The following is a 23,653-nucleotide window of genomic DNA, read 5'->3' as shown; positions in this document are numbered from 1 at the left end:
TCTCGCCCCGCGGTCCCCCCACACGCATCGGCCGCGGGGCGAGTCCTGCCCTACGGAAGGCGTCGTCGCGCGCGTACCGGCGCGCCAAAAGTCGCCGGTCGCGAGACTTTGGTCGACGGTCCCTCTCGACCGGCCGTTCCTGCCGTCACCACTGCATAGATTTGTCGATTGTGAACAGTGACAAGCAGGCCACGGTGCCCCCGGCCTTCGCGAAGCGGCGCTGGGTACTGCCGGCGGCGCTGGTGGAGGACCTGTACCCGCAGCCGCGGCGGCCCGGCGGCCGGCCCCGGCGCACCGCACGCGACTGGGCCGTCGACTTCGCCTGCTTCCTGCTCGCGGTCGGCATCGGGCTGCTGGCAGCCGACGCGCTGGACCAGGAGCCGCACCTCTCACCCGCCGTGGCCGTCGCGGACCAGGTGATCGGGGCCCTGGCCTGTGCCGCCGTCTGGCTCCGGCGGCGGTGGCCGGTCGGGCTGGCCGTGGCGATGCTGCCCGTCTCCCTCGTCTCCGCCACCGCGGGCGGCGCCGTCCTGGCCGCCCTGTTCACGCTCGCCGTGCACCGCCCCTTCCGGTACGTGGCCTGGATCGGCGGCGCGAGTATCGCCCTGACGCCCCTGTACTACTGGATGCGCCCGGAGCCCGGGCTGCCCTTCCTGGCCTCTCTCACCATCGCCTTCCTGCTCGCCGTCACGGTGCTCGGCTGGGGCCTGCTCGTCCGCTCCAAGCGCCAGCTCCTGCTCAGCCTGCGCGACCGCGCCCGGCACGCCGAGGCCGAGGCGCGGCTGCGGGCCGAGCAGGCGCAGCGGCTGGCCCGGGAGGCCATCGCCCGCGAGATGCACGACGTCCTCGCGCACCGGCTGACGCTGCTCAGCGTGCACGCGGGCGCGCTGGAGTTCCGGCCCGACGCGCCCCGGGAGGAGGTCGCGCGGGCGGCGGGCGTCATCCGGGAGAGCGCGCACGAGGCCCTCCAGGACCTGCGGCAGATCATCGGCGTCCTGCGTGCGGGGGACTCCGACGACGCGGGCCGCCCTCAGCCGACGCTCGCGGCGCTCGACGCGCTGGTCGCCGAGTCCCGGGAGGCCGGCATGAAGGTCACCCTCGCGGACCGCGTGCCCGACCCCGGCGCGGTCCCCGCCTCCGTGGGCCGCACCGCGTACCGCATCGCCCAGGAGGCGCTGACCAACGCCCGCAAGCACGCCCCGGGGACCGAGGTCACCGTCTCGGTCGGCGGAGCACCGGGCGACGGTCTCGACCTCTCGGTGCGCAACACTCCGCCCCGGGGCGAGGTGCCCCACGTGCCCGGCTCCGGGCAGGGCCTGATCGGGCTGACCGAGCGGGCCACGCTGGCGGGCGGCGCCCTGGAGCACGGCCCGACACCCGGCGGCGGCTTCGAAGTACGGGCGCGACTGCCGTGGGGCTGAGCGGCGGCCGGACGCCCAGGACAAGCCGGGGGACCGTCTCCCCCGGGGGGCGAAGTCGGCCCCCGGCGACCGTGATTACCTATGACCCATGACAGCGATCAGACTGCTCCTCGTCGACGACGACCCGCTCGTTCGGGCCGGGCTGTCCCTCATGCTGGGCGGCGCCGCCGACGTGGAGATCGTCGGCGAGGCCGCCGACGGTGACGAGGTCGCAGCGCTCGTCGACCGCACCCGCCCGGACGTCGTCCTCATGGACATCCGGATGCCGGTGGTGGACGGGCTCACGGCGACCGAGCGGCTGCGGGGCCGCGCGGACGCGCCCCAGGTCGTGCTGCTCACCACCTTCCACGCGGACGAACAGGTGCTGCGCGCCCTGCGCGCCGGTGCCGCCGGGTTCGTCCTCAAGGACACCCCTCCCGCCGAGATCCTCGACGCGGTGCGCAGGGTCGCGGCCGGAGACCCCGTGCTGTCGCCCGCCGTCACCCGGCGGCTGATGGAACAGGCGGCCGGTACCGCCCCCGACGCGAGGCACACGCGCGCGCGTGCCCGCGTGGACACCCTCAACGACCGCGAGCGCGAGGTCGCCGTCGCGGTCGGCCGCGGCATGGCCAACGCCGACATCGCGGTCCGCCTCTTCATGAGCGTCGCCACGGTCAAGGCCCACGTCTCCCGCATCCTGGCCAAGCTCGACCTGAACAACCGGGTCCAGATCGCCCTGCTGGTCCACGACGCCGGGCTGTTGGACGAGGACTAGGACGGTCGGTGCGCGCCGAGCCCCAGGCCCGCGTGTTCGAGGGCCGCCACGTGGCTGTTCCACACCAGTGTGTCGTTGAACCCGCCGCCCAGATCAGGGAGTTCGGCGATGTCCTCGGGCGGCAGGGGGGAGGGGAGCGTGGGGCCCGCGGCCGAGCGCAGGGTCATCGTCGCGAGCGACTCGACCGACAGGGCGCGCACCACCGCTTGCTGAACGGAGTCCCCGGTGGCGATGATGCCGTGGCCCCGGAGGACCGCGACCGGACGGTCGCCGAGGGCGGCGGCCACCTCCCGGCCGAGGTCCGCGCGGGTCACCAGGACGGCCCTCGGGTAGACGGGGATGCCGTCGAGCGCCATGCGCATGGCCGGGATGTCGTAGGCGCCGACGACGGGGCGCAGCGGCAGGCCGGCCAGGTCGGCGGCCACCGTGTGGGGCGGGTGGACGTGGACGACCGCTCGGACGTCGGGACGGGCGCGCAGGATCTCGCGGTGGATCGGCAGTTCGTTGGGCACGCGGTAGCCGTCGGGCGGCGTCGGCTCGCCGTCCGTGGGGACGGGGTGGACGTCCGCGGGCTCGGTGAGGAGCAGCCCTCGTTCGTGCGGGCCCCGGCAGCGCACGTACAGGGCCCCGTCGTCGCGGCGCAGTGAGATGTGGCCGAGGATGTCGGCGGCCAGGCCGCGGAACGCGAGGATCCGGCACCCCAGCGCGATCAGTTCCTCGGGAGAGGGAGAGGGAGCGGAAGCGCGTGCGGGACCGGGACCGGGTGCGGCACCCGGCGCGGTGGGCGTCACAGGACGTAGGTGTCGTCGGCGTACGCCAGGACCAGGTCCTCCGCCGTGCGGCGGCGGGAGACGAGATGCTGCTCGTGCTGGTAGCGGGCGAAGGTCTCCAGGGCGGTGCGGTTCTTCTCCAGGCCGTAGTCCCACCAGCCCTCGCCGAGTGCCTCGGCCGTGGCGGTCACGTGTTCCTGCAGCCACGGCAGCATGACCTTCAGGGCACTGCGGTAGCGCAGGTCGTCGTAGGCGATGCGGAGGGACTCCTCGAAGGCCTTGGTGAGCGAGCGGGCGATCCACGGGTGCCGTTCGACGAGGGTCCTGCGTACGGCGACGACGTGCATGATCGGGAAGATGCCGGTGCGGGCGAAGTAGTCGCGCTCGACGGCCGGGAAGTCCTCGAAGAGGTGCCGGACGTGCGGGTCGCGGCCCATGCAGGAGGGCTGGCTGGCGCTCTGGATCGCGTCGATCTCGCCGTCGGCGAGCATCCGGGAGAGGGTCTGCTCCGGGCCGATCGGCGTGATGCGCACCGTGTCGGGGAGGTCCAGCGGGAGCTTCTCGGGGCGGCCGGGCTGCTCGATGCCGCCGGTGAAGTAGTGGACCGACTCGACGGGCACCCCGTACTCCTCGGCGAGGATGCCGCGCTGCCACACCCCGGCCGTCATCTGGTACTCGGGGGTGCCGACGCGCTTTCCGACGAGGTCCGCCGGCTTCTCGATGCCGCTGCGGGAGTTGACGTAGATCGACTGGTGGCGGAAGAAGCGGGACGGGAAGACCGGCAGGGCGACGAAGGGCGGGTCGTCCTGGTCGAGGGTCATCGCGTAGCTCGACAGGCTCAGTTCGCTGATGTCGAACTCGCGGTGCCTCAGCTGCCGGTAGAACGTCTCCTCCACCCCCAGCGGCAGGAAGGTGAGGTCGATGCCCTCGGGCCGCACGCGGCCGTCCTGCAGGGCGCGCACGCGGTCGTAGTCACCGCAGGCGAAGGAGAGGTGGAGGCGGCGGGACATCGATGCTGCTCCTTCGGTCACGTACGGGAGAAGGGGTGCGTCGAGCACCGTAGGCGGACGAAGACGAATGCGTCAATGGTTATACCAATAGCGGTCGAGGGGGCGGGCGCGGCTCAGTCGCGGATGTCCTGGAGCAGCAGGTCCCGCGGGATCTCGTGCCCCAGTCCCCGTTCCCGCGCCCGCTCGTAGACCAGCGCGGCGACGGCGTGGAACTGGGCGCCCTGGATGTTGCCGCGCTCGGAGAAGGTGATCTGCCGGTCGTCCGTGCGGGCGCGTGCGGTGCCGTCGAGGAGTTCGCTCAGGCCGACCCGGCGCGGTCCCCGGGGCGGGCGGCGGGTGTGACCGTGGCGGTGGCGGAGCCAGACGGGGTCGTCCGGGCGGGCGCGGTAGACCACGTACTCGTCGCTCGTGCCCCAACCCGGCGTCGAGTCGGGGGTGTTGGCGTCGCCGAGCCGCAGCCACACGTCGATCCGCTCCATGGCGCGGCGGTCCGGGCGGCCGCCGACGCAGGTGAGGTGCGTGCCGGGGGCGAGATGCTCGCCGAAGACCACCTCGCCCACCGCGTCGGTGCAGCCGGCGACGAGATCCGCGCCCCGGTGGGCGGACGCGCCGTCCGCCACGGCGACGGCCTCGATGCCGTACCGCTCGCGTGCCTCGGCGGCGAAGGCCTCCCGGTGGGCGCGGGTCGGGCTGTACACCTGGACGCGCTCCAGCGGAAGGACGGTCAGCAGTGCCTCCAGGTGGCTGCGGGCCATGCCGCCGGAGCCGAGCAGGCCGAGGACGCGGCTGTCGGCGCGGGCGGCGTACCGGGCGCCGAGCGCCGAGTCGGCGCCGACCCGCAGGTGCTGGAGCAGGCCGTCGTTGAGCAGGGCCACCGGCTCGCCGCTGCGGATGTCGAGCAGCAGGACGAGGCCGCAGTAGCGACCCGGTGCGACGCAGTGCTTCTCCTGGGTGCGAGCCCCTTCCGGGCCGGTCTCGACGAGGAGGTCGGACTTCATGCGGATCGCCGCGTACCCGGTGCGGGCCGAGCCGCCCTCCATCGTGCCCCATTGGTAGACCCGGTCGTCCCCGGCCGGGAAGCGCAGGTCGATCCGCGGACGGCAGACGCCCTCGCCCGTGGCGAGGTCTCCGTACGAGGCCTCCAGGGCGGCGATCACATCGGGCATGGTGAGTACGGTGGCGGTGACATCGTTGCCGAGGACCAGCACGGGACCTCCCGGGCGGATGGGAGCCGATGGATTTCGTCAATGGATTTTTGGTATGACGTTATTCCGTTGGTCAGAACCGGGTCAACCGTCGGCCCGTCGTGGGAGAATGCCCCCATGTCAACCCGAGCGAGTCAGACCCCGGAGAACGAGGCGCAGTCCGGGCGGGCGGCCGTCCCGCAGGAGCTGTTCAAGGCCGTCTCCTCGAGCCGTGTCTCCCAGGTGATCGTCGAGCAGATCCGGCATCTGCTGAAGGAGGAACGGCTGCAGGCGGGCGATCGTCTGCCCAGCGAACGCGAGCTGTGCGTCCAGTTCGGTGTCAGCCGGGTCACCATCCGTGAGGCCCTGCGCATCCTGGAGTCCAACGGTCTCGTCGAGATCAGGGTCGGCGCGCGCGGCGGCGCCTTCGTGACGGTGCCCAGTTCGAGCCGGGTCAGCGAGGGCCTCGCCGACCTGCTCACCTTCTCGCCGCTCACCGCCTCCCAGGTCACCGAGGCCCGTCTGGTCTTCGAGCTGGGCGTCGTGCCGCTGGCCGTGGAGCGGGCCACGGAGGAGGACATCGCCGAGCTGCGCGCCATGTGCGACGCGCACGCGGAGGTGATGAAGGAGGGGGAGTACACGATGGAGCTGTCCACCGCCTTCCACATCCGGCTCGCCGCCTGCACGCACAACCCGGCGATCGAGATGCTCGTGGAGTCCTTCCACGGTCCGATGCTGATGAGCCTGCGCGAGGCCCAGGCCATCGAGCCGAAGATGGGCCGGCGCGGCACCAAGGAGCACCGGGAGCTGGTCGACGCGATCGCCGCCCGTGATGTCGAGGCCGCGAACAAGATCATGCGCACCCACCTGGAGCGGACGGCCTCCCGCGTGAAGGACTGAACCGCGTCGTTCGCGAGCGCCCCGGACCGCACCGGTCCGGGGCGTTTTCGTGTGCGATCGCCTCCGTGTGCGGTCACTTCGTGCGGAAGGGTTGGCACTCCACCCGCTCGGTATTATGGTCATACCGTTAGTTGGTTTGAGCTGCTAGTCAGTTGAGCTGCCCTACAGGAGGAATGCATGGCAAAGAAGGGGCGCACCTTCGTCCGCGGCCTCACCTCTGAGACGTACGGGCTCGGCGAGTTCCGCACCCGGCAGTTGGCCTCCAAGCGGGTCCGGGACGACACGGTCGTCGTCGACGACGCCAAGGTCGCCCACTCCGGCGACAGCGAGAAGTCCCGCACCTGGTGGCGGATCGGTCCCGGTGACGAGGAGTTCCTCACCCAGACCGTCCAGGTCCACTTCGTCCAGTTGCCGCCGCAGTCCAGCAACCACGGCCACGGCCACCAGAACGAGGCCGCCTTCTACATACTGGAGGGCCGCGGTTACGAGATCCACGACGACCAGCGCTACGACTGGGCCAAGGACGACTTCGTCTTCGTCCACACCGACTCGGTCCACCGCCACTTCAACCCGTACGACGAGCAGGCCACCGCGCTGGTGGTGAAGGCCAAGAGCACCTGGATGTTCATGGGCCTGTGGCAGCAGGGCCGCAGCGGCCCGATCGAGCGCCCGGACGAGTTCGGCCCGCGCGAGGACTGGTCGCGGGTGTGGACCCCGGGCGTCCTGGACCGCAAGAAGGTCATCTCCCCGGCCGACACCACCTGGGAGAGCACCCCGCTCGGCCGGCAGCGCGTGCTCACCTCGCCCGAGCGCACCGACGCGCGCCTGTTCTCCGTCGACGCCCACGAGCTGGACATCCCCTCCGGCAGCCGTTCGGGCAAGTACTGGAAGATGGCCGACGAGGTGCTCTACGTCCTCGACGGCGGCGGCTACGCGCTGCAGTGGGAGGTCGAGGCCGAGATCGCGGAGAAGTACTACGCGCGCGTCGCCCTCGAACCGACCCGGCACGAGATCAAGAAGGGCGACACGCTGTACGTGCCGCAGAACCACATCTGCCAGCTCTTCGCCCACGACGGCACGCCGTTGAAGGTCTTCTCGGCGCAGAACAGGATCTTCAAGCACCTGGGCTACGACACGGTCCACTACCTGGAGAACGCCCCGGAGTACGAGGGCTGACCGCGGTCACCGCACCGTCACCGTCACGAGGAAGCGGCCCGGGGCTCCACGAGCCCCGGGCCCCGCACCGCCGAGCCCTCCCGGACCCGGTCACCACCCGCCGTACGAACCGCTGAACCCGCCTGCCGAACCGAACCGGTAAAGGTTGCGCTCTGGCGCACGGGCATCGTGACGTATGAGGACGAGTCCAGCCCGGGGCTCCACGAGCCCCGGGCCGCTTCCTCGTGACGTCCCTCAGCGCGGACCGCCCGCCGCCTCCCGCGCCGCGGCGACCAGGTCGTCCGCCGTCAGCAGGGACGGATCGCGGGCCGTGGCCACCCGCAGGGCCAGCGCCCCGTGGACGGTCTTGCGGATGCGGCGCCCGTCGAGCCCGTGCAGCAGTTCGCCCACCCGGCGGTGCACCGACCCGTCCGCGGCCAGCGACTTCAACTCCGGCCACTGAAGGGCCAGTTCGCGCAGCGAGTCGGCGACGATCGCCGGGACGACCTCGGCCCCCGGGACCTCGGTGCGGATCACCAGGTCGGCCCGGGAGAGGAACGCGTCGTCCACCGCGTCCGCGAAGTTCGTCGTCACCACGAGCAGAGTGCCGGGCCGCTCCGCCCGCAGCGCGTCCAGGCCGCTGAGGACCGCGTCCGTGGCACGGTGCACGTCCACGGGGTTGGTGTCGAACGACGCCGAGTGCCGGCGGACGGCCAGCGCCTCCACCTCGTCCACCAGGACGACGGTGTGCGGCCGGCGCGCGGCCAGTTCCGGCAGGGTCTCCCGGAACAGCCGCGACACCTGCCGCTGGCTCTCCCCGAGCAGCTCGCTGGGGAAGGCGTGCGGGTCCACCTCCACGAGCGTGGTCGCCCCGTGCGGGGCGAGGGTCCGGGCGGCGGCCTGCGCCAGACCCTGCGCCAGCGTCGACTTGCCCGTGCCCGGCGGCCCGGCCAGCACCACCAGACCGTGCGGGGCGAGGGCCGACCCGGCGAGCCGCCGCCCGTGCCGCAGCACCAGGACGGCGGTCGCAAGGAGCCGCTCCTTGACCGCCGGGTCGATGAACACCGCGTCCCAGGGGCCGTCGTGGTGGTCGGCCGGCAGCGCGTGGACCCCGGCCACACCGTGCGGCAGCGCGCTCATCCCCGCACCCCGCTCACGGCCACGTCGGCCGGTGCAGCGGCGGCCAGTCGATCGTCGACGGGTCACCGGCCTGCGCGTCGCGGATGTGGTCCGGCGGCTCCTCGAAGAGCACCAGCGGGTCGCACAGGGCCCGCATGGTCTCCAGGAGGCTGTCGAACATGTGGATGCGCACCACCTTCGCGGTCCGCTCCGGGTCCGTGTTGATGTGCTGGTGCCACAGGAAGTGGTCGACGACGATGAGGTCGCCCTTCTTCCACGGGTGGCGGGTGCCGCCCTCCGGCTCGGCGCCGAGGTAGCTCTCGCCGGAGCCCTCGACCACGTACAGCCAGGCCTCGCCCGGGTGGCGGTGCATGGACTGGGCGCGCCCCGGGCCGATCTCGAACATCGCCATGGTGATGCCGGACGCCTGGTAGCCGATCGCCCGGTCGAGGAGGAACGTCGTGCGGGTGCCGCGGGGGGTGTTGCGAAGCTCCAGTCCGCCCCAGTCGGTGTGCAGGCGGCCCGAGCGCCGGGCGTCCTGGTCGCGGGCGAGGCGTCGCAGCCGTGCCGCGTACGGGTCGGAGCCGTCCCGGCCGGGCGAGTACGGCGGGCGGGGCGCGAGCTCGGACACGGGCGTGTGCCCGGCGTCCTCGATCATCGCCATGCCCATCGTCTCCAGGAGCGGCTCGCTGGAGAACGACAGGTAACGCACCGTCTCCCCGCCGTCGTTGCCGCTGCGGTGCCAGGCCCAGGCCGGGAGGTGCAGCGAGTCGCCGGGGCCGAAGTCCACGCGCCTGCCGTCGATCTCGGTCCAGCCGCGGCCCGCGACGACGAACACCATGGCGTCCCAGGAGTGCCGGTGGATCGTGGTGGTGACGCCGGGGTCGATCTCGTGGGCCAGCGCGTCCATGGAGCGGGTGGGACGGTCGCCGTCGGCGCCCACGTACACGCCGACGCGGCTGCCGCGCGCGGTGGGGTGCATCGCGGCGTCCTCGTGGGCGACGACGGTGCGGTGGTTGGCCCGCCAGTCCTCGATGAACTGCGCTCGTCGTCGTTTCTGCACGTGGTAGTGGGTGGTCTGGGTCGAGGTGTGCACACTCACGGGGACCTCTCCCTACGAAATCGGACAGGACAGGATGGGATGGGACGGGACGGACGGCAGGTCAGGAGGCGGCGGACGGGGCCTGCTTGGGGACGTCGTAGCCGCGGACGGTGCGGCCCCGCAGTGCGGTCAGGCCGGCGGCGGCCGCGGGGACCAGACCGCCCACGGCGAGCGCGGCCACCGGACCGACCGCCCCCGCGAACACGCCCATGCCCGCGTCGCCGAGCGCGGGACCGCCGCGCGAGGCCATCTGGTAGAGCGCCGAGACCCGGCCCCGCAGCGCGTCCGGCGTCTCCACCTGCACCGCCGCGTGGCGCACCGTCGTCGCCAGTGCGTCGGCCGCGCCCAGCGCCAGTGCCGCGAGGAGCGCGAGGAGGAACGTGCCGGACAGGGCGAGCCCCGTCACCGCCAGGCCGTAGGCCGCGGTGCCCCACAGCGCCAGGCGCCCCGCACGGGCGGTGCGCACCAGCTTGAACACCCACACCGAGCCGAGCAGCGCCCCCGCCGAGGGGGCCGCCGACAGCAGCCCGTACCCGGTCGCGCCCACGTGCAGCACATCGGTCGCGAACGCCGGCAGCAGCACCCGGTACGCGCCGCACACGGTGGCGGCCAGGTCCAGGCCCATCAGCTGCCACACCAAGGGACGGTGGGCCACGTACGAGGCGCCCTCGCGCAGACTCGCCAGGAGCCCGGCGCGCTCCCCGGACCCGCCGGGCAGCGCCGGTACCCGCAGGAGAGCGAGCACCGCCACCAGCACCGCGTAGGTGACCGCGTCGAACACGTACACCGCGCCAGGACCGCCGAACGCGATCAGCACACCGGCCAGCGCGGGACCGGCCAGCACGGCGAGTTCACGCGAGGGGTTCAGCAGCGCGAAGGCGTCGACGAGCCGTTCACGCGGTACGAGCGCCGGGATCAGCGCCTGCCGGGCCGGCTGGTCGAAGGTGGCGGCCGCCGTCGCCAGCAGCGACGACAGCGCCACCGCCCACACCGTGGCCGCCCCCGACAGGGTGAGGGCGGCCAGCGCCAGCGACACGACGAGGGCCACGGCCTGGGCGGCCTGGAGCAGCCGCCGCCGGTCGAGCCGGTCGGCGTACACCCCGCCGAGCGGGGAGAGGGTCAGCAGGGCCACCGCCTGGGCGAGGCCGACCAGACCGACCTGCGCGGTCGACCCGGTCAGCTCGTAGACCTGGTACAGGTTGGCGGCCACGGCCCCGCGGGTGCCGATCTGCGACAGCACCACACCGGCCCAGTACAGGGTGAAGTCGCGTTGCCGGAGTACCTCCGGAAGCGTCCGACGCACGGTCCTCCTCTCCAGCGGGTACGGCGGTCAGTCGACCGGCACGAGCGTCACCTTGTCCGGCGCGACCGAGAAGTGCACCTCGGTGCCGGGCGGGATGGACAGGGTCGGGTTGGACCGGTTGCGGATCTCCGTGTCGCCGATCCGCACGACGTGGTCGACGACGTCACCGAGGAACGCGCGGGTCCGGACGGTGCCGGTCCATTCGTTGGTCACGCTCCGCCGCTCGCGCGACAGGTCGACGCACTCGGGGCGCACCGACAGCAGCACCGGGTCGCCGACGGCGGGCCGGCGCTGCGGGTCGGCGGCGACCAGCCGGCCGTGCGGGGTGTCCACCTCCACCTCGGTCCCGTTCACCGCGACGACCTTGCCCTCCAGGAAGTTGGAGGTGCCGATGAACTCGGCGACGAAGCGGGTGGCGGGCCGCGTGTAGATCTCCCGGGGCTTGCCGATCTGCTCGACCCGGCCCTCGTTCATCACCGCGATCCGGCTCGACATCACCAGCGCCTCGGCCTGGTCGTGGGTCACGTAGATCGCGGTGAGGTTCAGCTCCCGCTGGAGCCGCTTCAGCTCGAACCGCATCGTCTCGCGCAGCTTGGCGTCCAGGTTGGACAGCGGCTCGTCGAGGAGCATCAGCTCCGGCCGGGTCACCAGGGCGCGGGCCAGGGCGAGACGCTGCTGCTGGCCGCCGGAGAGCTTGGTCGCCGACCGCTGGGCGTACGCGCCGAGTTCGACGCTCTCCAGGGCCTCGGCGACCTGCTGGTCGATCTCCTGCCGGGAGGGCCGCTTGGCCCGCGGCATGACCTCCAGCGGGAAGGAGACGTTCTTGGCCACGGTCATGTGCGGCCAGATCGCGTACGACTGGAAGACCATGCCGAAGCCGCGCTGGTTGGGGTGGAGGTTGACGTCCTGCGTCGAGTCGAACAGGACGCGGTCGCCCAGCGCGACCCTGCCCTCCGTGGGGCGTTCCAGACCGGCGATGGAGCGCAGGGTGGTCGTCTTGCCGCAGCCGGACGGACCGAGCAGCGTGAAGAGTTCGCCGTCCTTGACCTCGAAGTCGACGCCGCCGACCGCGTAGTTGCGGGTGGTGTCGCTCTTCTTGCGGCGGGCCGCCTTGCCTGGCGCCTCGTCGTAGGACTTCTTCAGGGATTCGACAGTCAGCATCGGCCTGTCCTTGGCTAGTTGGAGGAGTCGGCTTGGCCCTGCAGCCCGAAGCGGGCGCCGAACCGGTAGGCGAGGGCGACGAGCACCACCAGCAGGAGCACCATGCACACGCCGAGCGCGGCGAGCGTGGTGAACTGCCCGTTCTCGAACTGCTCCCAGATCAGGACGGACAGCACCTCCTTGCCGGGGCTGTACAGCAGGATCGTGCTGGACAGCTCGCGGAAGGAGACGACGAGGATGTACACCCAGCCGGCCATGATCCCGCTGCTCATCAGCGGCAGCAGCACCCGCCGGAAGGTCTGGAACCAGGACGCCCCGGACACCGCCGCGGACTCCTCCAGTTCGGGTGCCATCTGCGCCATCGCCGCCGACGAGTAGCGCATGCCGTACGGCAGGTAGCGCGTGCAGTACGACACCAGCAGGATCAGCAGGGTGCCGTAGATCGGAAGCGGCATCCGCAGGTACACGAAGGCCAGGGCGAGTCCGAGGACCAGGCCGGGGATGACGATCGGGGTGAAGGCCAGCAGATCGAGGAAGCGCCGCCCGCGTGCCTTGGTGCGCAGCACCACCCAGGAGACGACCGTGGTCAGCAGCATCACCACGGTGGCCGCCCCGAGCCCCAGGATCAGCGAGTTCTTCAGCGCGGTGAACGCCAGCGGCATGTCGAAGACCTGCCGGTAGTTGTCGAGGGTGAGCGAGGACAGCGTCTCGGCGGACGGCGCCGCGTAGTACGGCAGCAGCGACGCGTACACCAGGACCGCGACCGGGAGCACCACGGTGACCAGGAAGTACAGGACGACCGCGGTGCCCACGACGGGCCGCGCGCGGCCGAGCTCGACGGGCCGGGGACGGAACGCCTTCCCGGTGACGGTCTGGAAGTTGCGCGAGGAGCGCTGCAGCCAGGAGGAGAGCAGCACACCGGCCGCGGCGATGACCAGCAGGCCGATGGCGTAGGCACCGGCGGCACCGTAGTCCGTGGGATAGGAGCGCAGCACGAAGTAGATGCGGCTGGTGAAGACGTAGATGCCGTTCTGCAGGCCGAGCAGGGCCGGCACCTCGAAGCTCTCCAGGGACTGGACGAACATCAGCAGCGCGGCCGAGATGAGGGCCGGCCGCACCAGCGGCACCGTGATGCGGCGCAGCACGGTGAGCCGGGAGGCCCCGGACATCGCAGCCGACTCCTCGAGCGAGGGGTCCATGGCGCGGAACGCGGCGACCATCAGGAGGAAGGCGACGGGGGACAGGTGCAGGCCCTGCACCCAGATCATGCCCCACACGCTGTAGATGTTGACCGGCGTGGTGCCGGTGAGGGGCTCGAAGAGCAGATTGTTCAGCAGACCGCTCTCCGGGTCGCCGAGGAAGATCCACGACGTGGAGTACAGGATGCCGGGGACGATCAGCGGGACCAGCGACGCGGCGAAGAACAGGCTCTTGAACGGGGTGTCGGTGCGGACCTGGATGTAGGCCAGCGTGCTGCCCAGGATCAGCGCGAGCGCGGCCGAACCCAACGCGAACCACAGCGAGTTGAGCAGCATGTCCCCCGACTGGGAGTTGCCGCCGTAGGCGCGGGCGAAGGCGCCGAGGGAGACGCCGGTGCCGTCGGAGTCGAGGAACGTGTCGTGGACGAGGTAGCCGAGCGGTACGACCGCCAGGTAGCCGACGACGACGACGGCGCCGCCGACCAGGAGGGTCTGCGTGGAGAACCGCCGGTGCCGCAGGCGGGTCAGCAGTCCTGGCCGGGACCCGGGCGGCGGGTCCTGGGAGGGCGCCGCGGGATCCTTGCGGGATGCGGATATGAGGGCCATCGGTCACTTCCCCACGGAGTCGACGCCGCGCAGCAGCGCGTCGTACTTCTTGTCCCAGGTGCCCTGGTCGTGACCGAGGCCCTCGACGTCGAACGGGGCGAGAGTCAGGCCGTCGAGGCTCTTGTCGCCGGGGACCTTGGTGGACGGGGTCAGATGGAGCTCGACGAGTTCCTTCTGGCCCTCGGTCAGCATCCAGTCGTAGAACAGCCAGGCGGAGGCCGGGTGCTGGGCGGCCTTGAGCATGCCGACGCCGTTGGGCCGGGGGAACGCGGGCACCGTCGACTTCCCGCTCTTCGGCAGGTAGGTGACGGGTGCGCCCTGGGCCGCCGCGCGGGCGGTGATGTACGTGTAGTTCATGACCTCCATGGGGGTCTGGCCGGAGGTCAGGAACTGCATCATCGTGGTGTGGCCCTTGGCCACCTTGGCGTTGGCGACAATCTTCTTCCAGAGTCCGTCCACCTCGGCCTGCGACTTGCCGTGGCCCAGCCAGTACTGGGTGACGTTCTCGTACCAGTCGCTGTCGCTGACCTCCAGGGTGATGCGGCCCTTGTACTTGGGGTCGGCGAGCTCCTCCCAGCTCTTCGGTTCCTCACCCGGCTTGATCAGATGGGTGTTCCAGGCGGGGTGGAAGATGTTGAGGCGGGTGGCGGTCCAGGTGTCGAACTTGCCGGTCTTCTCCACCCTGTCGAGGGCGGAGCCGTTGTACCGGGCGAGCAGCTCGTTGTCGGAGAGCGCCACCATCTCGCGGAAGTTGGTCTCCACCACGTCCGTGCCGGCCTTGCGGGCCTGCGCCTCCTGGAGGGTGCGTTGCAGGACGGTCTCGGAGTTGCCGCGGAAGACGGTGACGTGGATGCCGGTGTCCTTCTCGAAGGCCTCCGAGAGGGGGGTGACGATGTCGGCAGTCATCGACGTGTACAGGGTGACCGTGCCGCCCTCGTCCTTGGCCAGTGCGCGGGCCCTCTCCCGCTGCTGCTGCTTCGGCAGTGCGGCGATCTCGGCGTAGACGGCGTTCTCCTTGCCGCCGGCGGCCGCGGTCGGCAGGGCGCCGCCGCAGCCGCTGAGGGCACCGGCGGACAGCAGCGCGGCTGCCGCGAAGATCGTGGTACGGCTCCTCATGGGGGCTCCAGATGGGTGGGAGGGGCGGGTCAGCCGGCCTGCGGGGCGCCCCGCAGCAGGGCGTCGTAGGCTGCGTCCCATTTCTTGGTCTCCGTTCCGCCGGTCTTGGAGAGGGTGAAGGTCTCCGTACCCGGGGGCACGGGTTCGTCGTATCCGGGCACGTGCCGCGCCGCGGGGATCCGCAGCGACTTCGCGATCTCCTTCTGGCCCGGGCCGAGGACGTAGTCGGTCCACAGCAGCGCCGCGGCCGGGTGCCGCGGAGCGGCCATGAGCCCGATGCCGTTGGGCCGGAGGATCACCGGTTCGACGGCCGGCTTCCAGGCGACGGGCGCGCCCTTGCGGGCCGCCTTGTCGACGGTGTGGCTGTAGACGGACAGGGCGACGCCGAACTGGCCGGCGCTGAGCATCTCGCCCTGCACCGTGTGGCCCTTGGCCACCTTGACGTTGGCGACGATCTTCTTGAACAGGACGTCGGCCGCCGCCTCGCTCATGCCCTTCTTCTCGGTGAGGTAGGTGTGCATGGAGGCGTACCAGTCCCAGTCGCCGACCTCGACCGAGAGCTTTCCCTTCCACTTCGGGTCGGCGAACCCGGTGAAGTCCGCGGGCGGTTCGCCCTCGGCCACCTCCCGGGTGTTCCAGCCGGCGACGAAGGCGTTGAACCGCTCGGCGGTCCAGTTGCCGAGGCCCTTGGCGTCCGGCTTGAGACCGTCGAGGGAGGGGCCGGTGTAGGCGCGCAGGAGGTGCTGGGAGTCGAGGGCGCGCAGTTCGAGGTCGTTGGTGTCCACGACGTCGTTGCGCGGCTTGCCCGCCTGGTTCTCCTGGAGGGTGCGCTGCAGCACCGTCTCGGAGTTGGCGCGGAAGGCGCGGACCTGGATGCCGGGGTGGGCCTTCTCGAAGCCGTCGACCAGGTCCTGGATGTCGGTGTTCGAGGTGTACAGGTCGAGTACGCCGCCCTCCTCGCGGGCGGCGGAGAGGAGCTCGGCGGTGCGCTCCCGGCCCGTGAGGTTCTCGTACGGGGCGTACGGGTCGGACTCCGCCCGGGGGGCGTTGGCCGCGGTCGTGGGCGAGGGACCGCATGCGGAGATCAGCAGACCGGCGGCCAGCAGGCCGGCGGGAAGAGCACCATGACGCATCGCACACTCCAGGGCCGAAGGATCGTCTGGAAAGTGGGGGGTGCCGGTGGCCGGTTCACGTTCCGGCCACCGCGCTTGTCCCTGCATGAAACAAGAGGGAGGTATGATGGTCTAACCATCGGACAGGACTTTATCGATTCGTTACTTCTCCGGCCGCTCGGCGAAGACCAGCGACTTGATGGTCACCGGCACCGTCCCCGAGGGGTGCCGCACCCGTCCCAGGTCGACGTAGTCGAAGTCCTGGAGCGTGATGCCGTCGAGCACCAGCACGTCACCGGCCAGGCCGAGTTCATCGGTCAGCAGCCGTCCCAGGGTCATCGCCACGTCCCCGTCGAGGACCACGTACACGGGCCGCCCGGCCGCCGTGCGGGCGGCCAGTCCGTCCCGGACGCCGCGGGCGAAGGGCAGCAGCCGCTCGTGGGACGGCAGCCCGTGCCAGGTGAGGGCCAGCGCCACGTCCCGGTCCGGGTCCTCGGCGTCCGCCTCGCGCAGCCGCCGGCGGATCGCCTCGGCGAGCGCGTCGGCGTCCACCTCGTCGCCGGGGGTGTGACCGGGACGCACCACCGGCAGGTTGCGGCGCGGCAGCAGGGCGTCCGGTGAAGAGATGTGGCCCGTGTTCCCGCTGAGCTGGACGCTGTACTCCGAGGCGCCGACCGCGGTGGCGCGGATGCACTCGCCCGCGGGCAGCAGCGGTGCCCCCAGCGCCCCGTCCCCGGCCAGCTCCCGCAGCCGCTCGCCGAGCCGTCGGCCCAGGTCGCCGAAGTCGCGGTGCTCGCGGCCGTAGACGTACTCGGCGACCCCGCCGGAGAAGACCACGCCGTCCAGCCGGCCCAGGTCCGGCAGCGGGTCGGTGAGGTACAGGTCCTTCACCTCGTGCGGGGCGAGCACGGCGCGGACCAGCAGTGCGGCCATCGACTCCGCCACCGTGTCCAGGCCGTCCCCGGTCACCCGGCTTCCGACGTCCCAGTCGAAACCGGCGCGCCGGGCGTGGTCCCGGCCCGCCGGTGCCAGCCGCCCGATCCGCCCGTCGGGCCCGGTCACCTGGAGCCGGCCGCCGATGTGCACGGCCGCCGTCGCCTCCACCCGCCCGTGGTCGACCAGGGCGAGCTTGGTGGTGCCGCCGCCGATGTCGACGGTGAGCACCCGGGTGCCCGCCTCGTAGGAGCCGCGGACCGCTCCGGAGCCGTAGGCGGCGAGACGGGCCTCCATGTGGTGGCCCGCCGTCGCGGTGACCAGGTCGCCCCCCTTGGCCGCGAGGACCGAGGCGATCGCGGCGGCGTTGCGGCGGCGCAGCGCCTCCCCGGTCAGGATCACCACCCCGGTGTCCACGTCACGGGGGTCGACGGCCGCCGCGTCGTACGCCTCGTCGACGAGCGCGCCCAGGGCGCCCGCGTCGATCATCGTCTCGCTCGCGTAGGGGGTGAGCCACACCGGCGAACGGTGCAGCGTCTCCCGGCGCACCACCAGGTAGCGGCTGGTGAGTTCCTCGCCGATGCGGCGCAGGAAGAGCCGGGAGAAGAGGACCTGGGTGCCCGAGGAGCCGATGTCGATGCCGACGCTGTGCAGGGTCACGTTGTCCTGCTGCCAGATCGGGTTGTCCTCGATGCGGCCCGGGTCCTCGTCGTGGTCGTGGTCGTGGTCGGGTACGTGGGGCGAGTGCACGAGGCGGACCTCCTCGTGCGTGTGCTCGTGCGCGTGCGCGCTGCCGTGCCTGTGCGGGTGTCCGTGCGGGTGCGACATGGGTCAGGCCTGGGCGCGGGCCTGCGGCAGCGGCGGCAGGGTGGCCAGTTCGGACTCGTACACCTCGTCCATCCGCGGTGCCATCCCGTGCTTGGCCAGCGCCTCGCGGAAGGTCTCGCGCACATAGGCGGACTCGTCGGCGTAGTCGATCTGGTCGCCGCCGATCCGCCGGCTGATCCACGCCTTGGGCACGCCCTGGGCGTTGCGCACGGAGACCACCTCGTGCTTGAAGGCGAGGTAGCGCGCGGGCTCCGTACCGGTGTTGAAGTGCTGGTGGAACCACATGTTCGGCGGCACGATCAGGGTGCCGGGGCCCCACTCGTAGCGGCGCGGCTCCTCGCCCTCGGGCCACATCAGGCTGTAGCCCTCGCCGGAGAGCATGATGACGTGGGCGCCGGGGCCGTGCCGGTGGCCCTTCTTGTACGTGGCCGTCGGGAACTGGGACATGTGGCTGTTCATCGACCCCTTGGCCATCGCGAAGCGGATGTGACCGCCGCCCGCGCCCCGTTCCTTCGCCTCGACCAGCGGCAGGTTGAGCGCGTCCGCGACGAAGTTGGTGTCGAGGAGGAGGCCCTTCTGCTCGCCCTTGGGCGAGAAGTAGTCCGGCTCGCCGGCGAAGCGGTCCGGGAAGTCGCGTGCGGTGCCGAAGACGAAGTCCGGGTCGGCGTAGAGGTTCAGGATGGGCGGCAGGTTGGTGGACGACACGAAGCGGGCGGCCTTGCCGCCGGACCCGTTGAAGTGCTGGTGGTGGGCGTTGAGGGGGATCGCGAAGATCGAGCCGGCCTGCCACTCGAAGGTGACCGAGGCGCCGGCGTCGTTCCACACCCGGGTGGAGCCGTTGCCCTCCAGGACGAGGATCATCTCCTCGAACAGCTGGCGCTGCGGGGCGAGCTTGCCGCCGGCCGGGATCTCGCACACGTAGCAGTCGTTGGAGGTGCGGGTCGCCTCGTGGTTGATGAACACGCCCCGCCCGCCGCGCCGGTCCCACGGTTTGAGTTCCACGGTGCGCAGGTCCGGGACGTAGTGGGCGGCGATGATGTCGAGACCTTCCGCCGCGACCCAGCGCGTGTACGGGGTCTCCTTCTCGGTGGCGAACTTGGCGGCGAACTGGTCGTTGACGATCGCGTTCTCGGTCATCCAGGGCCCCTTCTCGTCGGCTGTGACGGCTGAGTGGTGGGCAAAAGTGCAGGTCACCAGATTGGTAAAACCATAAGTCCGTCACTGTGAGCCCGCTCACCATAAGTCGGCCCCGTGTATGCGTCAACGGTCGTGTGTCACGGAGCTTCCGGCCGTCCGCACCGCGCCGGAGGCGCCGGCCGGGTGCAGGTGCCGGCCGCCCCTGCGCAGGGGTAGGAGGGCCGGATCCAGCTCGTACAGCAGGGGTGTGCCCGGGAGCAGTTCGAGGTCGAGGAGCTCGGTGGGGGAGAGGGCGTCGAGGTGCGCGGCCAGGCAGCGCAGGGAGTTGCTGTGCCCGACCACCAGGACCGTGGCCCCGGCGCCGAGCCGGGGCGCGATGTGCGCGTGCCAGTACGGCAGCAGCCGCGCCGAGACGTCGTCGAGGGACTCGCCGCCGGGCGGGCGGGCGTCGGCGGAGCGGCGGATCCGCCGGAACTCCCGCTCGCCCACCTCGCGCCGGACCGCCTCCTTGTTCCGTCCCTGCAGGGACCCGTAGTCCCGCTCCGCCAGGGCGCGGACGGCCGCGACGGGCGCGGTGCCGCGGCCCGCGGCGTCCATGGCGAGCGCGCAGGTGTGCCAGGCGCGGCGCAGCACGGAGCAGTGGGCGGCGTCCGGCGCCAGGCCCAGGGTGCGGAGCAATGTCCCGGCGTCCCGGGATTGTTGTTCGCCGCGCCGGGTCAGGGCGACGTCCGCGCGGCCGGTGAACAGGTTTCTCGTGTTCCACTCGCTCTCGCCGTGGCGGAGCAGGATCAGGCGGCTCATGCCGGTGATTGTCGGGCGCGGGCGCCGCTCTTGTATCCCGTTCCCGAGTTCTGGTCTAATGGACAGACCATCGAGCGGGGAGGGACGGAACCTTGCCCAAGGTGACCTTCGTCCAGGACGGCGGGCCCGAGCTCACCGTCGACGCGACCACGGAAGACTCCGTCATGTCGGTCGCCGTACGCCACGGCGTCCCCGGCATCGTCGCGGAGTGCGGCGGCAACCAGTCGTGCGCCACCTGCCACGTGTGGGTGCGCGACGGCTACACCGAACTCGTCGGGCCTCCCGGAGACATGGAGGACGACCTGCTGGACCTGGCCGTCGCCGACCGGCGGACCGGCAGCAGGCTCGCCTGCCAGATACCGGTGACACCCGAACTCGACGGCCTGACCGTCGACATCCCGCCGGAACAGCCCTGAGGGACGGGGCGTCTCCGCCACCGCCCTGAGGGCTCCGGCGTCACCGCACCACCGAAGCAGTCGCCCCGTCAGTCGGGTCGGTCGTCAGTATCGGAAGGGAAACGGCTGTGCTGCGCAAAGACATCAACGAGCTCCTCACCCGGACAGGCCCCGGGACGGCCATGGGAGAGCTGTTCCGCCAGTACTGGATACCGGCCCTGCTGGCCGAGGAGCTCCCGGAGAACGACTCCCCGCCCGTGCGGGTCAAGCTGCTGTCGGAGCGCATGATCGCCTTCCGGGACAGCGAGGGACGCTACGGACTCGTCGACGAGTTCTGCGCCCACCGCGGCGCCTCCCTCTGGTTCGGCCGCAACGAGGAGGGCGGACTGCGCTGCCCCTACCACGGCTGGAAGTACGACGTGAGCGGACAGTGCGTCGAGGTGCCCTCGGAGGCGGACAACTCCAGCTTCTGCCGGAACGTCAAGCTCACCTCCTACCCGCTGGTCAAGATCGGCGACGTGCTGTGGACCTACATGGGCGACGCGGCCACCCGGCCGCCGCTGCCCGAGTTCGAGTGGACCCAGGTGCCGGCCGAGCAGACCTACACCTCCAAGCGCTGGCAGCAGTGCAACTGGCTGCAGGCCTTCGAGGGCGGCATCGACTCCAGCCACGTCACCTTCCTCCACTCGGGCGGCCTCAAGACCGACCCGCTGTTCAAGGGGGCGAAGGGCAACGAGTACAACATGAAGGACACCAAGCCGTTCTTCGAGGTCGCCGACAGCGAGGGCGGGCTGTTCGTCGGAGCCCGCCGCAACGCCGAGGAGGGCAGGTACTACTGGCGGATCACCCCCTGGGTCATGCCCGCCTTCACCATGGTGCCGCCGCGCGGCGACCACCCCGTCCACGGCCACTTCTGGGTGCCCATCGACGACGAGAACTGCTGGACCTACTCCTTCGACTACCACCCGGTGCGGCCCCTGACCGAGACCGAGCGGCAGGCCATGATCGACGGCCACGGCGTGCACAGCAAGAACATCCCCGGCACCTACCGGCCGATGGCCAACATGGACAACGACTACCTCATCGACCGCGAGGCGCAAAAGCGCGGCGAGACGTACTCCGGAGTCGCCGGCATCGCCATGCAGGACGCCTCCCTCCAGGAGTCGATGGGCCCCGTCGTCGACCGCTCCAAGGAACGCCTGGTGCCCGCCGACAGCGGCATCATCAAGGCCCGCCAGAAGCTGAGGAAGGCCGCCGTGGCGCTGCGCGACGAGGGCGTCACCCCGCCCGGGGTGGACCCCGAGCACCACAGGGTGCGCTCCGCGGCCGTCGTCCTGCCGCAGGCCGAGTCGTTCCTCGACTCGTGCCGCGACGCGGTCAGGGCCGTCCCGGGCACCGCCCAGCACACGGTGTGACGATGAGCCTCGCCACCGGCCGACAGAGCCAGAGCGCCCGTGCCGCCTCCGCCGCCGAGGCCCGCCACCGCATCGACGTCCCCATCGCGCCCGCCCGGGCGGCCCGGGTCGTCGCCCTCGACGACCGCGCGGCCCGGGTGGCCACCCGGCTCGCCGCCCACCCGTGGGCGCACGCCGAGTTCCTGCGCGCCGACGCCTTCGGCGAACTGCGGGAACTCGGCGGCGGACCGCTGCCCCTGACCGCCGCGCTGATCGGCGCCGACGTGGTCGTCGTCCTCGCCACCGAGGACGGCGGCCGCACCACCGCCGAGGCCATCGGCCGGCACTGCTTCCGATACGGCGTCACCACCGCGGGCGTCGTCCTCGGCGACGGCTTCGAGGCCGACGACGCCGTCGCCGCGCTCCGCCCGTACGCCCGCGTCCTGCTGCTCTCCGCCGACGAGAGCGACGTCTTCGAACTGCTCACCGCCCTGAGGGTCTGACCTGGAGCCGCACATGCCCGAGAAGGTGACGCTGCGCGACCTGCAGCGCATGAAGGACACCCGGCAGAAGATCGTCGGGGTGGTGGCCTGGGACTACCAGATCGCCCGCCTCGCGGACCGGGCCGGCGTGGACCTCGTCTCCGTCGGTGACACGGTCGGCGTCAACCTGTGGGGTCACGCCACCCCGTTCGAGATCACCCTGGACGAGATGCTGACCGTCACCAAGGCGGTCCGGCGAGGGGTCCGGCGTGCCCTGCTCAGCGCCGACTTCCCCTTCGGCCCGCTCCAGAGGGGCACCGCCGCCGCCCTCGACGCCGCGATCCGCTACGTCAAGGAAGCCGGCGTCGACCTCGTCAAACTCGACGGCGCGTCCGACCACCCGGCCGCCGTCGAGGCGCTCACCCGGGCCGGTATCCCCGTCTTCGCCCAGTTCGGCATCACCCCGCAGACCGCGCTGCGCTACGGCGTCGAGTACCGGGCCGTGCCGAGCGCCGGGGGCCAGGTTCCCGAGGAGATGTGCGAGGAACTGGTGGCCGAGGCCAAGCGGCTGGAGCAGGCGGGCGCCGCCCTCCTCAACTTCACCAACTCGGGGCCCGTGGTGGGCGCCGCCGTCGCCGACGCGGTGTCGGTCCCGGTGCTCGGCGGCTTCGGCGGCGGACCCTGGCTGGACGGCCGGGTGCGCATGGCCCACGCCGCCATCGGCTACGCCGCCGACACCGTCGACGACCCGCCCGTCACCTACGCCCACGTCGCCGCCACCGCCCTCGACGCGCTGACCGCGTACGCCGGGGACGTGCGCGCGGCACGGCAGATCGCCGGCGGCATCCCCGTGCCGAAGGAGGCCTGATCCCGTGCCCACCGCGGTCCTCGACGGCATCCCCACCCGGTACGAGGTGACCGGGGAGGGTCCGCCGCTGCTGATGTTCTCCCCGGGCGGCTTCGACTCCACCCTCGACAGCTGGCACACCACCGGCATCCACCGGCGGCTGAGGCTCCCCGCCCGTCTCGCGGCCCACTTCACCTGCGTCACCTTCGACCGCCGGGAGTCCGGACGGTCCGGCGGCAGGCTGGAGCGCCTCACCTGGGACGCGTACGTCCGCCAGGGCGTCGCCCTGCTCGACCACCTGGGCTTCGGGCGGGCGTACCTGATGGGCGGCTGCGTCGGCTGCTCCACCGCGGCCGCCCTCGCCGCCGCGCACCCCGAGCGGGTGGCCGGCATGGTCCTCTACTCACCGGCCGGTGGCGTCCGCTACCGGCGCACACAGCACGAGCGGTTCGAGCGGCACCTCGCCTTCGTGCGCGAGGCGGGGCTCGGCGCGGTGGTGGACCTCGCCCGCGCGGGAGAGGACGGCTTCTCGAAGGACCCCCGGGTCGGCCCGTGGGCGGCGGTGCTCCGGCACGACGCCGGCTTCGCCGCCGCGTACGCGGCCTGTGACGCCGAGCGGTACCGGACGCTGGTCACCGGCACCGCAGCCCACCTCTTCGACCGGGACACCGTGCCCGGCGTGGAGTGCGAGGACCTGCTCACCCTCGACGTGCCCGCGCTGATCGTCCCGGGCGACGACACCTCCCACGCCCCGTCGGCCGCGCACTACCTGCGGGAGTGCCTGCCCCGTACGCAGTGGTGGGGAGTGGCACCGGGGGAGCAGACACCGCGGGACACCGCGGGCCGGATCCTGGAGTTCCTGACGCACGCCTGAACCGGCCGCAGGGCGCACGCCCGAACCGTGAGTGAGAAGAGGGGCCTCGG

At 71.9% G+C, this 23,653-nt stretch carries 22 protein-coding genes; 9 read left to right on the top strand and 13 right to left on the bottom strand.

Features of this window, described 5'->3' with window-relative positions; genetic code table 11:
* Positions 1–161 precede the first annotated feature (161 nt).
* Together ABS735_RS25720 and ABS735_RS25715 are read left to right on the top strand one after the other, a co-directional pair.
* Positions 162–1,421: a sensor histidine kinase gene (locus tag ABS735_RS25720; RefSeq protein ID WP_373903899.1), complete on the top strand. Its 1,260-nt coding sequence runs from the start codon at positions 162–164 to the stop codon at positions 1,419–1,421.
* An 88-nt stretch (positions 1,422–1,509) separates the two neighbouring features.
* A complete protein-coding gene (locus ABS735_RS25715; RefSeq protein ID WP_373903900.1) occupies positions 1,510–2,175 on the top strand; it encodes a response regulator transcription factor in 666 nt (221 codons plus the stop codon).
* Here ABS735_RS25715 and phtC read toward each other — a convergent pair.
* From phtC to ABS735_RS25700, 3 genes are all read right to left on the bottom strand, one after another.
* The gene (gene phtC / locus ABS735_RS25710; RefSeq protein WP_373903901.1) at positions 2,172–2,966 is read right to left on the bottom strand and encodes a 3,4-dihydroxyphthalate decarboxylase; all 795 of its coding nucleotides are present in this window, start codon (positions 2,964–2,966) and stop codon (positions 2,172–2,174) included. The genes ABS735_RS25715 and phtC overlap by 4 nt on opposite strands.
* Entirely contained in the window at positions 2,963–3,955 is a 993-nt protein-coding gene (locus tag ABS735_RS25705) for a substrate-binding domain-containing protein (protein WP_373903902.1), read from the bottom strand. The genes phtC and ABS735_RS25705 overlap by 4 nt, the downstream gene beginning before the upstream one ends.
* 113 nt (positions 3,956–4,068) lie before the next feature.
* Positions 4,069–5,121, bottom strand: a complete 1,053-nt coding sequence (locus tag ABS735_RS25700) for an ornithine cyclodeaminase family protein (RefSeq protein ID WP_373903903.1) — start codon at positions 5,119–5,121, stop codon at positions 4,069–4,071.
* 156 nt (positions 5,122–5,277) lie between these two features.
* Between ABS735_RS25700 and ABS735_RS25695 the strand changes: the two genes are divergently transcribed.
* Together ABS735_RS25695 and ABS735_RS25690 are read left to right on the top strand one after the other, a co-directional pair.
* On the top strand, positions 5,278–6,039 hold the full coding sequence (locus tag ABS735_RS25695; RefSeq protein WP_373903904.1) for a FadR/GntR family transcriptional regulator: 762 nt from the start codon (positions 5,278–5,280) through the stop codon (positions 6,037–6,039).
* A 177-nt stretch (positions 6,040–6,216) separates the two neighbouring features.
* Positions 6,217–7,215: a cupin domain-containing protein gene (locus ABS735_RS25690; protein WP_373903905.1), complete on the top strand. Its 999-nt coding sequence runs from the start codon at positions 6,217–6,219 to the stop codon at positions 7,213–7,215.
* A 234-nt stretch (positions 7,216–7,449) separates the two neighbouring features.
* Here ABS735_RS25690 and ABS735_RS25685 read toward each other — a convergent pair whose 3' ends face one another.
* The 10 genes from ABS735_RS25685 to ABS735_RS25640 all read right to left on the bottom strand — a co-directional run bounded on the left by ABS735_RS25685 (position 7,450) and on the right by ABS735_RS25640 (position 19,611).
* Entirely contained in the window at positions 7,450–8,334 is an 885-nt protein-coding gene (locus ABS735_RS25685) for an AAA family ATPase (protein ID WP_373903906.1), read from the bottom strand.
* Positions 8,335–8,347: 13 nt separating this feature from the next.
* Entirely contained in the window at positions 8,348–9,415 is a 1,068-nt protein-coding gene (locus ABS735_RS25680; protein ID WP_373903907.1) for a cupin domain-containing protein, read from the bottom strand.
* Positions 9,416–9,476: 61 nt separating this feature from the next.
* The gene (locus ABS735_RS25675) at positions 9,477–10,718 is read right to left on the bottom strand and encodes an MFS transporter (protein WP_373903908.1); all 1,242 of its coding nucleotides are present in this window, start codon (positions 10,716–10,718) and stop codon (positions 9,477–9,479) included.
* A gap of 27 nt (positions 10,719–10,745) precedes the next feature.
* Positions 10,746–11,879 carry an ABC transporter ATP-binding protein gene (locus ABS735_RS25670; protein ID WP_373903909.1) on the bottom strand — a complete coding sequence of 378 codons (1,134 nt, stop codon included), beginning with the start codon at positions 11,877–11,879 and terminating at the stop codon, positions 10,746–10,748.
* Between the two features lie 14 nt (positions 11,880–11,893).
* Positions 11,894–13,684 (bottom strand): ABC transporter permease, encoded by a 1,791-nt coding sequence (locus tag ABS735_RS25665; protein ID WP_373903910.1) that lies wholly within the window; start codon positions 13,682–13,684, stop codon positions 11,894–11,896.
* A 3-nt stretch (positions 13,685–13,687) separates the two neighbouring features.
* Entirely contained in the window at positions 13,688–14,800 is a 1,113-nt protein-coding gene (locus tag ABS735_RS25660; RefSeq protein WP_373903911.1) for an ABC transporter substrate-binding protein, read from the bottom strand.
* Positions 14,801–14,829: 29 nt separating this feature from the next.
* The gene (locus ABS735_RS25655) at positions 14,830–15,933 is read right to left on the bottom strand and encodes an ABC transporter substrate-binding protein (protein ID WP_373903912.1); all 1,104 of its coding nucleotides are present in this window, start codon (positions 15,931–15,933) and stop codon (positions 14,830–14,832) included.
* Positions 15,934–16,074: 141 nt separating this feature from the next.
* The gene (locus ABS735_RS25650) at positions 16,075–17,673 is read right to left on the bottom strand and encodes an ethanolamine ammonia-lyase reactivating factor EutA (RefSeq protein ID WP_373903913.1); all 1,599 of its coding nucleotides are present in this window, start codon (positions 17,671–17,673) and stop codon (positions 16,075–16,077) included.
* A gap of 3 nt (positions 17,674–17,676) precedes the next feature.
* Positions 17,677–18,810, bottom strand: coding sequence for a cupin domain-containing protein (locus tag ABS735_RS25645; protein WP_373903914.1), 1,134 nt, complete (start codon positions 18,808–18,810; stop codon positions 17,677–17,679).
* Positions 18,811–18,933: 123 nt separating this feature from the next.
* Positions 18,934–19,611 (bottom strand): 2,3-bisphosphoglycerate-dependent phosphoglycerate mutase, encoded by a 678-nt coding sequence (locus ABS735_RS25640; RefSeq protein ID WP_373903915.1) that lies wholly within the window; start codon positions 19,609–19,611, stop codon positions 18,934–18,936.
* 101 nt (positions 19,612–19,712) lie between these two features.
* Between ABS735_RS25640 and ABS735_RS25635 the strand changes: the two genes are divergently transcribed.
* The 5 genes from ABS735_RS25635 (at position 19,713) to ABS735_RS25615 (ending at position 23,603) form a co-directional block, all read left to right on the top strand.
* A complete protein-coding gene (locus tag ABS735_RS25635; RefSeq protein ID WP_373903956.1) occupies positions 19,713–20,027 on the top strand; it encodes a 2Fe-2S iron-sulfur cluster-binding protein in 315 nt (104 codons plus the stop codon).
* A gap of 107 nt (positions 20,028–20,134) precedes the next feature.
* Positions 20,135–21,421 (top strand): aromatic ring-hydroxylating dioxygenase subunit alpha, encoded by a 1,287-nt coding sequence (locus tag ABS735_RS25630; RefSeq protein WP_373903916.1) that lies wholly within the window; start codon positions 20,135–20,137, stop codon positions 21,419–21,421.
* Positions 21,422–21,423: 2 nt separating this feature from the next.
* Positions 21,424–21,903 (top strand): 3-methyl-2-oxobutanoate hydroxymethyltransferase, encoded by a 480-nt coding sequence (locus ABS735_RS25625; protein WP_373903917.1) that lies wholly within the window; start codon positions 21,424–21,426, stop codon positions 21,901–21,903.
* Positions 21,904–21,916: 13 nt separating this feature from the next.
* Positions 21,917–22,750: a 3-methyl-2-oxobutanoate hydroxymethyltransferase gene (locus ABS735_RS25620; RefSeq protein ID WP_373903918.1), complete on the top strand. Its 834-nt coding sequence runs from the start codon at positions 21,917–21,919 to the stop codon at positions 22,748–22,750.
* A 4-nt stretch (positions 22,751–22,754) separates the two neighbouring features.
* A complete protein-coding gene (locus ABS735_RS25615) occupies positions 22,755–23,603 on the top strand; it encodes an alpha/beta fold hydrolase (RefSeq protein WP_373903919.1) in 849 nt (282 codons plus the stop codon).
* The last annotated feature ends 50 nt before the right edge of the window (positions 23,604–23,653 follow it).

The organism is Streptomyces sp. MMCC 100 (assembly GCF_041538145.2).
Classification (GTDB): domain Bacteria; phylum Actinomycetota; class Actinomycetes; order Streptomycetales; family Streptomycetaceae; genus Streptomyces.
This window is presented reverse-complemented; position numbering and strand designations above follow the sequence as displayed.

Coding starts and splice junctions, on each gene's coding strand:
- ABS735_RS25695 (WP_373903904.1), top strand. CDS start 5,278: ATGTCAACCCGAGCGAGTCAGACCCCGGAGAACGAGGCGCAGTCCGGG.
- ABS735_RS25640 (WP_373903915.1), bottom strand. CDS start 19,611: ATGAGCCGCCTGATCCTGCTCCGCCACGGCGAGAGCGAGTGGAACACG.
- ABS735_RS25690 (WP_373903905.1), top strand. CDS start 6,217: ATGGCAAAGAAGGGGCGCACCTTCGTCCGCGGCCTCACCTCTGAGACG.
- ABS735_RS25685 (WP_373903906.1), bottom strand. CDS start 8,334: ATGAGCGCGCTGCCGCACGGTGTGGCCGGGGTCCACGCGCTGCCGGCC.
- ABS735_RS25645 (WP_373903914.1), bottom strand. CDS start 18,810: ATGACCGAGAACGCGATCGTCAACGACCAGTTCGCCGCCAAGTTCGCC.
- ABS735_RS25620 (WP_373903918.1), top strand. CDS start 21,917: ATGCCCGAGAAGGTGACGCTGCGCGACCTGCAGCGCATGAAGGACACC.
- ABS735_RS25665 (WP_373903910.1), bottom strand. CDS start 13,684: ATGGCCCTCATATCCGCATCCCGCAAGGATCCCGCGGCGCCCTCCCAG.
- ABS735_RS25625 (WP_373903917.1), top strand. CDS start 21,424: ATGAGCCTCGCCACCGGCCGACAGAGCCAGAGCGCCCGTGCCGCCTCC.
- ABS735_RS25700 (WP_373903903.1), bottom strand. CDS start 5,121: ATGCCCGATGTGATCGCCGCCCTGGAGGCCTCGTACGGAGACCTCGCC.
- ABS735_RS25670 (WP_373903909.1), bottom strand. CDS start 11,879: ATGCTGACTGTCGAATCCCTGAAGAAGTCCTACGACGAGGCGCCAGGC.
- ABS735_RS25715 (WP_373903900.1), top strand. CDS start 1,510: ATGACAGCGATCAGACTGCTCCTCGTCGACGACGACCCGCTCGTTCGG.
- ABS735_RS25660 (WP_373903911.1), bottom strand. CDS start 14,800: ATGAGGAGCCGTACCACGATCTTCGCGGCAGCCGCGCTGCTGTCCGCC.
- ABS735_RS25650 (WP_373903913.1), bottom strand. CDS start 17,673: ATGTCGCACCCGCACGGACACCCGCACAGGCACGGCAGCGCGCACGCG.
- ABS735_RS25705 (WP_373903902.1), bottom strand. CDS start 3,955: ATGTCCCGCCGCCTCCACCTCTCCTTCGCCTGCGGTGACTACGACCGC.
- ABS735_RS25655 (WP_373903912.1), bottom strand. CDS start 15,933: ATGCGTCATGGTGCTCTTCCCGCCGGCCTGCTGGCCGCCGGTCTGCTG.